The organism is Streptomyces albiflavescens, assembly GCF_014645835.1.
GTDB classification, from domain to species: domain Bacteria; phylum Actinomycetota; class Actinomycetes; order Streptomycetales; family Streptomycetaceae; genus Streptomyces; species Streptomyces albiflavescens.
Genome location: NZ_BMMM01000027.1, coordinates 38,404 through 50,828, shown reverse-complemented (window position 1 = coordinate 50,828; position 12,425 = coordinate 38,404). Strand labels below are relative to the sequence as shown.

Genomic DNA, 12,425 nt, shown 5'->3' with positions numbered 1-12,425 from the left:
ACATCCTGCTCCGGTCCTCAGGTCCTGTTCCGGTTCTTCCGCACTATTACTGGCTTTTCTCCAGTGCTGCCACGGCGTCCTTGGCGGCCTTGATGGCGCCCTTGTTGATCTCGTCCGTACCCGGCGCCTTCTTCGTCTCGAAGTCACTGCCGTTGTACGTGATGACGACCAGCGCGTTGGAGACGCGGGCCATCACCACTCCCTCGCGCGTCTGCTGCTTGTCCTCGGTGGTGAGGTTCACGACGGAGTAGGCCGTGTCGCCGAGCCCGGGGACCGCCCCGCCGCCACTCTTGTCCGCAATGCGGTCTTTATAGGACTTCTGTGCCGCTTCGTCCGACGCCTTGATCTCGTACGAGACGTCGAGCCAGCGGTAGTCGAACCCCTTCAGCGCGTTCCAGGAGCAGGTGCGGCGCACCGACTTGTCGGTCGACGCGATCTCCTGCCCGGCCGTCTTGGCGCCCGGGACCAGGGACTTGACCGTCGCCTCCGGCACGCCGCCGCAGGGCGCGGGCGACGCGGTGTACGTCTTGGTGGCCGCGGATGTCGACGGCGCGGATGCCGTATCGGTCGCCTTTGGTGTGGGTTTGTGCTCGGCGGTGGGGGTCGCCCCGAACGGACCGGACGTCAGGGCCCAGCCCGCCGAGGCGAGTACGGCGACCGGCAGCAGGCGCGCGGTGAGAGCGAGCGGCAGAGGAAGAGAACGCAAGGCGCACTTCTCGTGGGGGACGGTGCGGAGGAGTCCGCACTGCGGACGGGACGCCAGTGTCACATGAGTCACTGTGGGGCGGAAGTGCAAACTCGCTCCGTGCCTGTGTGGTGACAGTGGCTCACTGTTGACGGGGTGTGGGTCGCCGTGCCGCGTCCTTGGTGGTCGCCCTCGCCGTCACCAGCCAGAGCGCGGCCCGGAGGCGGACGCCGCGATCCGTCTCGTACGGGCGCAAGGAGTCCTCCAGAGCCGCGCGTGTGTCGGCGGCGACCGTCCGCCCCGGCGCCCGGGAGAGGATGAAGTCGACGGCGTCCGCGGCGTCGCGCCCCCACACCGTCTCCGTCTCCACCGGGGTCACGGTCACGTCGTCGTACCCGCGCAGGACCTCGGGGATCCGTGCCGGGTCGGACAGCGACGCCATCGCGACCTGCGCGGCGACGGTGCCGGCGTCCGGTCCCTCCAGCAGCTCGCCGAACAGGCTGAGGGCCCGTGACTCCTCGACATCCGGCCCGGCGGGCCGCGGACACACGAACGCGAGCCGCCCTCCCGGCCGCAACGCCCCCGCCAGATTGCGGAAGGCGGCCGCGTGGTCCGCGAAGAACATCACGCCGCCCCGGCTGATGACCACGTCGTAGCCGGCGGGCGGGAAGGGGTGGATCTGCGCGTCGGCGAGTTCGTACGCGACGTTCGTGACGCCTTCGGTGGTGGTGATCGCCCGCGCCCTGTCGAGCAGGGGTGCCGATATGTCGATTCCCACAGCATGTCCGCTCGCGGCCAGCCGGGCGGCGATCCGCGTGGTCGCCCCGGCTCCGCAACCGATGTCGAGGACGCGGTCGCCCGCCGCGATGGCCGCGCCCGCGAACAGCGCGTCGTTCACGCCCGACAGCATCGCGTCGTAACGCTCCTGGTGAGTGGCCCAATGGGTGCCGACGGTGCCGTTCCAGGCCTGTGCCTGAACGGAGTTGGTGATGCGGGTCACGAGGTCTCCTTGACGGTGCGGACGGGAAGCGCGCTCTCGATGCGGTCGACGGCGGCGAACGCGCCGTACGCCACGAGATGCACGAGGCAGTGGTCGGTGTGGTTCGGTTTGCGCCAGGCCCTCACGTCCTCGTCCGTGATGCGGTACGGGGCGAGGGCGGCCAGCAGCGCGAGACGCGCGCCGGGACGGGAACGGTCCGGGAGCGCGCCCCAGGAGAGCGGCGGATGCGTGCCGTCCCACGTCTGGAGCGTTTCCCGTACGAGGTTCCGGTCGCCTTCGTCCAGGAGCCCCGCCCCGGCGGTGGCCGCGTCGCGCAGCGCGGCGTAGGCCGGGCCGACGGTGGTTCCCTGCGCCCAGTCCGGCCCGGGACCCGGGTCGTCGAGCAGGATCAAGCCCGCCCCGGCGGGGGGACGTCGGCGCACCGTCCTGGCGACCGACCGTCCCGCGAGACTCCGGACGGCCCGGAAGCGCTGGATGTTGCCCGGCAGCAGATTCTCGGTCAGCAGGGAGGACACGATCCGGTTGATGAAGTGGAAGGAGAGGACGGTGCCGATGTAGGCGGGGGCGTGGCCGACGGGGAAGGGGTACGGAGTCAACTCGGCCGCTCCAGGGGTCCGGCTCGCCCTGCCCCACGCCAGCACGCGCGCGTGCCGCTCGTCGGCGGGGGTCTCACCGCGCACCATGGCTTCGGCGAGGGAGTGGTCCCCGGTGGCGTGCAGCAACATCGTGTGCGCGTCCACACAGAACGGACACCGATTGGCTTGGGACGCCCCCAGCGCCGCGAGCTCCTTCCCGGTCCTGTCCCCGTCGCCCGCGATGAGCGACTCGCGCATCAACGCCCAGGCGGCGGCCATGATTTCGGGCGCGGAGGAGAGCACGACGAAGGTGACCGCCCGCTCGATCCCGAAGTCCTCCGCGAGTTGGGCGTAGACGGCCTCGGTGACGCCGGTGGCGGATTTGGGTGGGGGCGGGGTGGTGTGGCGGAAGGGGCTGGGCACGGGTGACCTCCGGGGCTGTGGGCGGTTGTTCAGGGCTGTGGGCTGTGGGCTGTGGGCTGTGGGCTGTGGGCTGTGGGCTGTGGGCTGTGGGCCGGCGGTGGCCGCCGGCCGTGATCGCTCACCGCTGTGGGCAGTCCCGCCGCCGGGCGGAACGGGTGGGCACGGCCGACGGTGCCGGGTGCCCTTGAAACCCTGGCCCAGGAGGGCACCCGCAGACGTCGTACACCCGAAGGCAATGCCGACTACCCCCACCGACCCCGCGCGCGGCGCGACCTACTGCGCCGGGAGTACCCCCGCAGCCATCCACAGGTCTGACGCGGCTGTCGGCCCAGCCGCATATGGTGCCGAACATGCAGCTCGACCGGGCCACCCGCAGGCGCCTGACCGACGCGACCCTCGCGGTGGTGATCGGTGGCCTCGTCGTGACCGCAGCCGCCTTCCATGACGGCACGACCCTCGTCGACTACGCCCTGATCACCCTCGGTTCCCTCACCCTCGCGGCCTACCGCGCAGCGCCCCGCGTCGTACTGGCGATCACCACGGCCACCACAACCGCGTACGTCATCCACGCCCAGCCCGGCTCTCTCTCCGCCCTCCCCGTCCTGGCCGCCGTGCACACGGCAGCCCGCGCGGGCCACCGAGCCGTGGCCGCGCTGGCAAGTGCCTTGTTCCTGGCGGGATATGTGACGGCGGGCCCCACGACACAGGAGATCGTCGAGCGGACGCTGCTGCTCGTGGGCTGGTTCCTGTGTGCCCTGGTGACGGGCCTCGCCGACCGAAACTGGCAGGCGTACCTGCGCCAGACGGAACAGCGCGCGCTGGAGGCGGAGCGCACCCGCGAGGAGGCGGCACTGAGGCGCGCGGGAGAGGAACGGCTGCGGATCGCACGGGAGTTGCACGACTCGCTCACGCACAGCATCTCGATCGTCAAGCTCCAGGCGGGCGTTGCCGTCCACCTCGCCCGCAAGCGCGGCGAGGAGGTGCCGCCCGCGCTGCTCGCCATCCAGGAAGCGGGCGGCGAGGCGATGCGCGAACTGCGCGCCACACTGGAGGTGCTGCGCACCGACGAGCCGACCGGCACCCCCGCGCTGCTCGTGGAGCGCGCCCGCGCCGCCGGTCTCGCCGTGGACCTGAGGGTGACCGGCGAGGAGCGCGCGCTCACGGCGACCGTGGACCGCGCCGCGTACCGCATCGTGCAGGAGGCCCTGACGAACGTCGCCCGGCACGCGGGCCCGGCCAAGGTGACCGTCGAACTGCGCTATGCCCCCTGCGAGTTGACGATCCGTGTGGACGACGACGGCGCCGCCCAGCCGGCCCCGCCGCCCAGACCCGGCATCGGCCTCACCGGCATGCGTGAACGGGTCACGGCCCTCGGCGGCACTCTGCAGGCCGGCCCGCGCGCGGAGGGCGGCTTCTCGGTACGGGCCGAACTGCCGCTGGGCATACCGGAGGACGTGTCGTGATCAGGGTCGCGCTCATCGACGACCAGGCCCTCATGCGGGCCGGTTTCCGCGCCCTGCTCGACGCCGAGGAAGGCATCGAGGTGGTGGGCGAGGCCGCCGACGGAGCGGAGGGGCTCGCGCTCGTCAGGGCCGAGGTGCCGAACGTCGCCCTCGTGGACGTACAAATGCCCGTGATGACGGGCATCGAGGCGACCCGTCGTATCGCCGCCGACCCCGAACTGTCCGACGTGCGCGTCGTCATCCTCACCAACTACGGCCTGGACGAGTACGTCTTCGAGGCGCTGCGGGCCGGTGCCAGCGGCTTTCTGCTCAAGGACACCGAGCCCGCCGACCTGCTGCAGGCCATCGAGGTCGTCGCCCATGGGGAGGCGCTGCTGTCCCCGTCCGTGACCCGCACCCTGATCGGCGAGTTCGTCGCGCGGCCGCCGGACCGGGCGACCGCGCCGGGCCTGGAGCACCTCACGCGCCGCGAACGCGAGGTCACCGCACTCGCCGCGCGCGGCCTCACCAACGAGGAGATCGCCGCGCACATGGTCATCAGCCCCTTCACGGCCAAGACCCACATCAGCCGGGCGATGACGAAGCTGGGCGCCCGCGACCGGGCCCAGCTGGTGGTGTTCGCGTACGAGTCGGGGCTGGTGGCTGTTCGGCACGGAGATCACCGGTTTGAGTGAGCCGCGCGCTGCATCGCCCAACGCGTGTGGCGGATTGCGGTACACCGGGGAGCTGGTCATGCTGCAGTCACGATGTCCGACGGAGAACCGATGAGCGCTCAGCCGCACGCGTATGCAGTGACCGACCCGGAAACCGCACTGAAGTACGCGATCCAGCACATCCAGGGTGACCGGGTGCAGATCGTCGAGGGGGTCATCCAGCCGATCGTGCCGTCCTGGGATCACGAGAACGTCGCCGATCTGATCCGCGAGCAGTTGGGGCCGGTGTTGCGCAGACTGGGCTGCCGGGCCGGTTCCGGGAACCTGGACCTGCCGGGGACGAGTAACTGGTACGTGCCGGATCTGGCAGTCGTGCCGAGCGACGTGGCCAAGGGCGCGGGCGCCCTGCTCCCCGACCAGACCTTGCTGATCGTCGAGGTCACCTCGGAGTCCAATGGGGATACCGACCGCACGGTCAAACGTGCCCGCTGTGCGGAGTACCGCGCACCGCTGTATCTGCTTGTCGACCGTCAGGAGCGATCCTGCACCTTGTACGCAGTACCAGGCCGACTCGGCTACACCAGGGTGGTGGGACCGCTGCCGTTCGGAACGCCTGTCGCGTTGCCTGATCCATTCGACATGGAGCTCGACACCTCCGAGTTCTGATCGGCACCCGCGGTGGCAGGGTGCCGTCCACCGAGCACCAGGGCTACGGCACTCGCGCCGTCCACTCCGCAGACCCGAACTTCGACCGTGCCAACTCCTCCGCCCTGCCCAGCTCCTCCGGGGTCACCTTGCCGTCCGCCAGTCCGTACCGGCCGCGGAACGAGTCGATCATCCGCTCGATGACCGCCTCGCGTGTGAGCCCCGTCTGGCGGCGTAGCGGATCGACCCGCTTCTTCGCACTCTTCGTGCCCTTGTCGGAGAGCTTCTCCCGGCCGATGCGCAGCACTTCGAGCATCTTGTCGGCGTCGATGTCGTACGACATGGTCACGTGGTGCAGCACGGCGCCGGACCCTCCCGCCCGTCGCTCACCACCACCCCCGACCGAGGGCCCTGCGGGCCCGCCCCCGTCTACGGGTCCGACCACACGCTTCTGCGCGGCGCCCGCGATCTTGCCCTGGTCCGTGGCGATGTCGTTCAGCGGCTGGTACCAGGCCTTGATCCCCATGTCGCCGAGGGCGCCGAGCACCCAGTCGTCGAGATACGCGTAGCTGTCCTGGAAGGAAAGTCCCTTGACGAGGGCCTCGGGCACGGACAGCGAGTACGTGATGGTGTTGCCCGGCTCCACGAACATCGCGCCGCCGCCGGAGATCCGGCGCACGACCTCGATGCCGTGGCGCGCGGCGCCTTCCGGGTCGACCTCGTTGCGCAGCGACTGGAAGCTGCCGATGATCACGGACGGGGCGCCCCACTCCCACACGCGCAGCGTCGGTGGGCGCCGGCCCGCGGCGACCTCGGCGGTCAGCACCTCGTCCAGGGCCATGTGCAGCGCCGGGGACTGGGGGCCTTCGTGGATCAGCTGCCAGTCGTAGTCCGTCCAGTCGGTGGCGTGCGCGAGCGCCCGGCGCACCGCGATCCCGATGCCCTCCGAGGTCAGCCCGTACATGACCGTGCCCTCGGGCAGTGCGGCGTCGATGCGGGCGGCCAGGCCTGTCGCGTCGGTGTCGGCCGGGGCGCCGTTCAGTGCGTGATCGACGGCGTCCAGCGCCTCGTCCGGTTCGAGGAAGAAATCGCCTGCCACGCGTGCGTGGCGCAGCACTCCGCCCTCGACCTCCAGATCCACCACGACGAGCTTGCCGCCGGGGACCTTGTACTCACCGTGCACCGAACCGCCTCCGTTCCGTTCCATGAGGATCAACGTCCACCCCGGGCGAATGATTCCGATCATTCCGGTCCTTCCGGACCGGGTCCGTGGGGTGCGGGGCTGCCGGTCTGCCCTCCCGGGAGCGCAAATGCCATAGTCGGGGCCGAGGTTGATCGCTCCGTACAGCGAGGTGGCAGGCATGTTCACGACACGACCGACGCTGCAGGGCACCTTCGGCATGGTGTCCTCCACGCACTGGCTCGCCTCGCAGTCGGCGATGGCCGTCCTGGAGGACGGCGGCAACGCCTACGACGCCGCCGTCGCCGCGGGATTCGTCCTGCACGTCGTCGAGCCCCACCTCAACGGACCCGCGGGCGAGGTCCCGATCATCCTCGCCCCGGCGGGCGGCGAGGTGCGGGTCCTGTGCGGCCAGAGCGTCGCACCCGCGGGAGCGACGATCGACCACTACAGGGGGCTCGGTCTGGATCTCGTACCCGGCACCGGGCCGCTCGCAGCCGCCGTGCCGGGTGCGTTCGACGCCTGGATGCTCCTGCTGCGCGACCACGGAACCAAGCCGCTCGCCGACGTCCTCAAGTACGCCATCGGGTACGCCGAGGACGGGCATGCGCCCGTGGAGCGCGTCGGCGAGACGGTCGAGACCGTGCGCGAGCTCTTCGAGACGGAGTGGACCTCGTCGGCGGAGGTGTATCTGCCGGGCGGCAAGGCACCGCGCCCCGGCGAGCTGTTCCGCAATCCCGTCCTCGCCGCGACCTGGCGACGGCTTCTCGCCGAGGTCTGCGAAGAGACGGACCGCGTGGTGCAGATCGAGGCCGCCCGGCGGGTCTGGCGCTCCGGCTTCATCGCCGAGGCCCTGGTGCGTCAGGCCCGGCGGCCCACCATGGACACCAGCGGCGAGCGCCACACCGGCACTCTGACGGCCGCCGACCTGGCGGCCTGGTCCGCGACCTACGAGGCCCCGGCGACGTACGACTGGCGGGGCTGGACCCTGTGCAAGGCGGGCCCCTGGAGCCAGGGCCCGGTCCTCCTGCAGCAGCTGGCGCTGCTCCCGCCCGAGCTGCCGCCCTACGGCTCCGCCGACTACGTCCACCTCCTCATCGAGGGCTGCAAGCTGGCCATGGCCGATCGGGAGGCCTGGTACGGGGATGCCGCCGAGGTGCCGCTCGACGAGCTGCTCTCGGAGCCGTACAACGCCGCCCGCCGTGCGCTCGTCGGCGACAAGGCGTCGTACGAGCTGTGCCCCGGCAGCCCCGGAGGGCGCACTCCGCGACTGAGCGAGCACGCGCGCGTGGTGGCCTCCGGCGAGCCGGGCTTCGACGCCCTGGCGGTACCCGGCGCCGGTGAACCGACAGTGGCCAGGACGGCCCCGGAACCCGACGTGGAGCCGGACGGCGGCACCCGGGGCGACACCTGCCACCTCGACGTCGTCGACCGCTGGGGCAACATGGTCGCCGCCACCCCGAGCGGCGGCTGGTTGCAGTCCAACCCGGTCGTGCCCGAGCTGGGCTTCCCGCTCGGCACCCGGCTCCAGATGGCCTGGCTGGAAGAGGGACTGCCCAACGCACTGACGCCGGGCCGCCGCCCGCGCACCACGCTGACCCCCTCGCTGGCACTGCGCGACGGCGTGCCGGTCATGGCGTTCGGCACCCCGGGCGGTGACCAGCAGGACCAGTGGCAGACGCACTTCTTCCTGTCCGTGGCACTGCGCTCCGAGGTGCGAGGCGGCCTCGACCTCCAGGGCGCGGTCGACGCCCCGAACTGGCACAACGACAGTTTCCCCGGTTCCTTCTACCCCCGCGGCATGCGTCCCGGCAGCCTTACCGTCGAGTCCCGCATGGACGAGACCGTCGTCGAGGAGCTGCGGCGCCGCGGCCACCACGTCGTGGTCGCCGACGCCTGGTCCGAGGGGCGGCTGTGCGCGGTCGCCCGGGACCCGCGGACGGGTGTGCTGTCGGCGGCGGCGAATCCGCGCGGGATGCAGGGGTATGCGGTCGGACGCTGATCCCCGACCGTCGGCATCGCCGTTCGGCGCCCGGCGTCACTGATCCCGGGAAAGGCGTCACTGATCCCGGGAAAGAGGCATAGCCGATCTACGATCCCCGGTATTCATGGCGATTCCACCCGCAGTACACCGGGCGGGCGGGGATTGTCAGTGGCGCGTGTTGTCATGGAGCCATGATCGGAGACATCGAAACCATCGACGAGTTTCTCGCCCACCGCACGTCCGACGTCGAAGAAGCAGTCCGCAAGGCGGCCGCCGCCGAGATCATGCCCCGCTTCAGGCAGCTCGCCGCGCACGAGATAGACCAGAAGGCCGGCCCCCACGACCTGGTGACGGACGCCGACCGCAAGGCCGAGGAGTACCTCACCGAGGCCCTCACCAAGCTGCTGCCCGGTTCGGTCGTGGTCGGCGAGGAAGCGGTGCACGCCAATCCGGCGACGTATGAAGCCATACGCGGCGAGGCACCGGTCTGGATCGTCGACCCGGTCGACGGAACCAGGCAGTTCGTGCACGGCGACTCCGGCTTCTGCACGCTGGTCGCGCTGGCGCTGGACGGCGTCGTGCTCGCCTCCTGGACGTACGCTCCCGTGCGCGACGAGTTCGCCACGGCGATACGCGGCCGGGGCGCCGTGCTCGACGGTGTGCCGCTGCGCTCCGGCTCGCCCGAGCCGGGCCGCGACCTGGACATCGCCACGTCCCACCCCGACTACACCACGGACGAGCAGAAGCGCGCGCTCCTCGGCCTGTACGTCGAGGGAGTCGTTCCGCGCCCGTGCGGCTCGGCGGGGCTGGAGTATCTGGCCATCGCCCGCGGCGAGTTGGACGCCACGGCCTTCTCCTGGGAGGCCGCATGGGACCATGCGGCGGGCCTGCTGCTGGTCGAGGAGGCGGGAGGCGTCCACCTGACCCTCACGGGCGAGCCGTTCCGCGTGACAGGGGGCAACGTGCTGCCGTTCACGGCGGCCCGGGACGAGGCCACGGCCCGCCGAGTGGCGGCACTGCTGGCGGCCGGAGCCTGATCGGGCGGCGGGCCGGGCCCGATCAAGGGATCCCACGCCCGTTCCGAGGCGGGTGCCGCCGGCTCGTGCCCCGGCGAGGCCTCCGTCCTCAACCACCCGCGCCGCCAAGGCTGTCAGTCCTCCGGCATATCCTGATCTCAGTGGCCGTCGGCTGACGAAGGAGTCCGAAGGTGCCGTCGATGCTCGATGCGGTCGTAGTGGGTGCGGGGCCTAACGGACTGACGGCCGCCGTGGAGCTGGCCCGCCGGGGCTTCTCCGTGGCCGTCTTCGAGGCGCGGGACACCGTGGGCGGGGGAGCGCGCACCGAAGAGCTGACGCTGCCCGGATTCCGGCACGATCCCTGTTCGGCCGCGCATCCGCTGGGCATAAACTCGCCCGCGTTCAGGGCGATGCCCCTGGAGCGGTACGGACTGGAGTGGCTGCACGCCGAGCTGCCCATGGCGCACCCGTTGCCCGACGGCACGGCGGCGGTGCTCTCGCGGTCGGTGGCCGAGACGGCCGCCTCGTTCGGACCGCGTGACGCGGGCACGTACCGCAGGCTGGTCGCGCCGTTCCTGCCGAAGTGGGACACGCTGGCGCACGACTTCATGTCGCTGCCACTGACCGCGCTGCCCCGCGATCCGGTCACCCTCGCCCGCTTCGGCCTCGCCGGACTGCCGCCGTCGACGTGGCTGACCCGCCGCTTCCGTGATGAGCGCGCCAAGGCCCTGTTCGCCGGGCTCGTGGCGCACGTGGTCGCCCCGCTCGACGGCTTCGCCACCAGCGCCGTCGGCCTGGTCTTCGCGCTGGCCGCGCACGCTCGCGGCTGGCCCGTCGCGCGCGGCGGCTCCCAGTCCGTCTCCGACGCGCTCACCGCGTATCTCAAGGACCTCGGCGGCACCGTACACACCGACTACGAGGTCAAGCGCCTGGACGACCTGCCCCCCGCGCGCGCGTACGTCTTCGACACTTCGCCCACCGCCCTGGCCCGGATCGCGGGCTTCGGGCGGTACTACGAGAGCTACCGGTACGGGGCGGCCGTCTTCAAGATCGACTACGCGCTGGACGGGCCCGTTCCGTGGACGGCCAAGGAGGCACGCACCGCAGGGACCGTGCAGATCGGGGGGAGCAGCGCGGAGATCGGTACCGCGCTGCGTGCGGCCTCCCGCGAGGGGCGGGCGCCCGACACGCCCTTCCTGATCACCGTGCAGCCCAGCGTCGTGGACCCCTCCCGAGCACCCGACGGCAAGCAGGTGTTCTGGGCGTACGGACATGTTCCGAACGGCTGGACGGGTGACCTCACGGACGCCATCGAGCGGCAGCTGGAGCGGTTCGCGCCGGGCTTCCGCGACCGCGTACTGGCGCGCGCCACCGCGGGCCCGCCCCAGCTCGCCTCCCGCAACGCCAACTACGTGGGCGGAGACATCGCCTGCGGCGCCGCCTCCGGGCTCCAGCTCCTCTTGCGCCCCAAACTGTCCCTGTTCCCGTACAGCACCCCGCACCCGGCCGTCTTCCTCTGCTCGGCGGCCACCCCGCCGGGGCCCGGCGTGCACGGCATGTCGGGGCACAACGCGGCGAAGGCCGTCTGGAGGAGGCTGAGGCAGTCATGACCACGATCACGCTGGTCCAGGGCGACATCACCCGGCAGACCGCGGACGCCATCGTCAACGCGGCGAACTCCTCGCTGCTCGGCGGCGGAGGCGTCGACGGAGCCATTCACCGCCGAGGAGGCCCCGCCATCCTCGCCGAGTGCCGCAAACTCCGTGCCGGCCACTACGGCAAGGGCTTGCCCACCGGCCAGGCGGTCGCCACCACCGCGGGGGACCTGGACGCGCGCTGGGTGATCCACACCGTGGGACCGCGTTTTGTCCACGGGGAGGACCGGTCGGCGCTGCTGGCCTCCTGCTACCGGGAATCGCTGAGGGTGGCCGACGAGCTCGGCGCTCGTACGGTCGCGTTTCCCGCCGTCTCCGCCGGTATCTACGGGTGGCCGATGGACGACGCCGCTCGCATTGCGGTGGAGACGGTGCGGGCCACCGAGACGGCGGTCGAGGAGGTCAGATTCGTCCTCTTTGATCAGCCTGCGTACGAGGCGTTCGCCGCCCAACTCGGCTGAGCCTTGCGCGCAAGTCGGCAGCCTTGCGCGCAAGTCGGCTGAGCGGGGAGTGTCAGTCGAGCTTGGAGACCTGGTAGTGGCTGATGTACCAGCCGTCCTCCAGGTGCTTCACCAGTACGACGAGGTTGACGTGGATGGTGGGCCGGTCGGTGAACGAGAAGTCGACGCTCAGGTAGCCCAGGACGAGGCCGTCGGCCGGGCGCCGGGTTTCGAGAATCCGGTATTCGGCCGTCAACCCGAGGGGCTGGGAGTCGTAGTAGGCGGCGATGCCGGGCCTTCCGACGCTGTAGGGGCGCAGCCCCTGGAAGATCGCGTCTTCGGTGAACCGTGAGGCGACCTGTTCCGGTTCGTGCCCGTCGACGGCGGCCTTCCACGCGTCGAGGACGCCGCGCAGGATCGCTTCGCTGTCCGTCGTGCTGTTCATCAGGGTTCTCCTGTCGGTGGAATCGGTGGCGCGGCCTCGTGACCGCGCCTCGCGAGCGATGCCGTGCGGGTCAGTGACCGGCGCTCATGCCGCCGTCGACGCACTAGCCGACCGGTCGACTAATGCACCCTAGACGTATCCACGAACAGAAGTCAAAGCTCAACAGGGTCGGGGGCGGGACCCATTTCCTCCCACCTGGTAGGCGCAGCCTTCCAGCGCACGTCAGCGGGGCGGGGTCAGGTCTCGCACGGGCGTTGCGGC

12 protein-coding genes are annotated in these 12,425 nt (G+C 71.2%); 7 read left to right on the top strand and 5 right to left on the bottom strand.

Annotation, left to right across the window (positions count from 1 at the left end):
• Positions 1-46: 46 nt before the first annotated feature.
• The 3 genes from IEY95_RS44405 to IEY95_RS44395 form a co-directional block, all read right to left on the bottom strand.
• Complete coding sequence (locus IEY95_RS44405; RefSeq protein WP_189191986.1) at positions 47-706, bottom strand: hypothetical protein; 660 nt, start codon at positions 704-706, stop codon at positions 47-49.
• Between the two features lie 121 nt (positions 707-827).
• Positions 828-1,685: a class I SAM-dependent methyltransferase gene (locus IEY95_RS44400; RefSeq protein ID WP_189191985.1), complete on the bottom strand. Its 858-nt coding sequence runs from the start codon at positions 1,683-1,685 to the stop codon at positions 828-830.
• Positions 1,682-2,683: a carboxymuconolactone decarboxylase family protein gene (locus IEY95_RS44395; protein ID WP_189191984.1), complete on the bottom strand. Its 1,002-nt coding sequence runs from the start codon at positions 2,681-2,683 to the stop codon at positions 1,682-1,684. The genes IEY95_RS44400 and IEY95_RS44395 overlap by 4 nt, the downstream gene beginning before the upstream one ends.
• Positions 2,684-3,033: 350 nt before the next feature.
• On the opposite strand from IEY95_RS44395, the gene IEY95_RS44390 reads away from it, so the two are divergent.
• From IEY95_RS44390 to IEY95_RS44380, 3 genes are all read left to right on the top strand, one after another.
• The gene (locus IEY95_RS44390; RefSeq protein WP_189191983.1) at positions 3,034-4,146 is read left to right on the top strand and encodes a sensor histidine kinase; all 1,113 of its coding nucleotides are present in this window, start codon (positions 3,034-3,036) and stop codon (positions 4,144-4,146) included.
• Positions 4,143-4,820: a response regulator gene (locus IEY95_RS44385; protein ID WP_189191982.1), complete on the top strand. Its 678-nt coding sequence runs from the start codon at positions 4,143-4,145 to the stop codon at positions 4,818-4,820. The genes IEY95_RS44390 and IEY95_RS44385 overlap by 4 nt, the downstream gene beginning before the upstream one ends.
• 90 nt (positions 4,821-4,910) lie before the next feature.
• Positions 4,911-5,465, top strand: coding sequence for a Uma2 family endonuclease (locus IEY95_RS44380; RefSeq protein ID WP_189191981.1), 555 nt, complete (start codon positions 4,911-4,913; stop codon positions 5,463-5,465).
• A gap of 43 nt (positions 5,466-5,508) precedes the next feature.
• Here IEY95_RS44380 and lplAB read toward each other — a convergent pair whose 3' ends face one another.
• The gene (lplAB, locus tag IEY95_RS44375) at positions 5,509-6,627 is read right to left on the bottom strand and encodes a lipoate-protein ligase LplAB (protein ID WP_189192052.1); all 1,119 of its coding nucleotides are present in this window, start codon (positions 6,625-6,627) and stop codon (positions 5,509-5,511) included.
• Positions 6,628-6,805: 178 nt separating this feature from the next.
• Between lplAB and IEY95_RS44370 the strand changes: the two genes are divergently transcribed.
• From IEY95_RS44370 to IEY95_RS44355, 4 genes are all read left to right on the top strand, one after another.
• Complete coding sequence (locus IEY95_RS44370; RefSeq protein WP_189191980.1) at positions 6,806-8,626, top strand: gamma-glutamyltransferase family protein; 1,821 nt, start codon at positions 6,806-6,808, stop codon at positions 8,624-8,626.
• A 173-nt stretch (positions 8,627-8,799) separates the two neighbouring features.
• Positions 8,800-9,645, top strand: a complete 846-nt coding sequence (locus IEY95_RS44365) for an inositol monophosphatase family protein (RefSeq protein WP_189191979.1) — start codon at positions 8,800-8,802, stop codon at positions 9,643-9,645.
• Positions 9,646-9,824: 179 nt separating this feature from the next.
• On the top strand, positions 9,825-11,234 hold the full coding sequence (locus IEY95_RS44360; protein ID WP_189192051.1) for a phytoene desaturase family protein: 1,410 nt from the start codon (positions 9,825-9,827) through the stop codon (positions 11,232-11,234).
• Positions 11,231-11,740, top strand: coding sequence for an O-acetyl-ADP-ribose deacetylase (locus IEY95_RS44355; RefSeq protein WP_189191978.1), 510 nt, complete (start codon positions 11,231-11,233; stop codon positions 11,738-11,740). Before IEY95_RS44360 ends, IEY95_RS44355 begins: the two co-directional genes overlap by 4 nt.
• Positions 11,741-11,792: 52 nt before the next feature.
• Here the strand turns inward: IEY95_RS44355 and IEY95_RS44350 are convergent, their stop codons facing one another.
• A complete protein-coding gene (locus IEY95_RS44350; protein WP_189191977.1) occupies positions 11,793-12,164 on the bottom strand; it encodes a YybH family protein in 372 nt (123 codons plus the stop codon).
• Between the last annotated feature and the right edge of the window lie 261 nt (positions 12,165-12,425).

Bases quoted from the DNA above. Each gene is read 5' to 3' on its own strand.
- IEY95_RS44390 (WP_189191983.1), top strand. From the start codon at position 3,034: ATGCAGCTCGACCGGGCCACCCGCAGGCGCCTGACCGACGCGACCCTC.
- IEY95_RS44380 (WP_189191981.1), top strand. From the start codon at position 4,911: ATGAGCGCTCAGCCGCACGCGTATGCAGTGACCGACCCGGAAACCGCA.
- IEY95_RS44370 (WP_189191980.1), top strand. From the start codon at position 6,806: ATGTTCACGACACGACCGACGCTGCAGGGCACCTTCGGCATGGTGTCC.
- IEY95_RS44365 (WP_189191979.1), top strand. From the start codon at position 8,800: ATGATCGGAGACATCGAAACCATCGACGAGTTTCTCGCCCACCGCACG.
- IEY95_RS44360 (WP_189192051.1), top strand. From the start codon at position 9,825: ATGCTCGATGCGGTCGTAGTGGGTGCGGGGCCTAACGGACTGACGGCC.
- IEY95_RS44355 (WP_189191978.1), top strand. From the start codon at position 11,231: ATGACCACGATCACGCTGGTCCAGGGCGACATCACCCGGCAGACCGCG.
- IEY95_RS44350 (WP_189191977.1), bottom strand. From the start codon at position 12,164: ATGAACAGCACGACGGACAGCGAAGCGATCCTGCGCGGCGTCCTCGAC.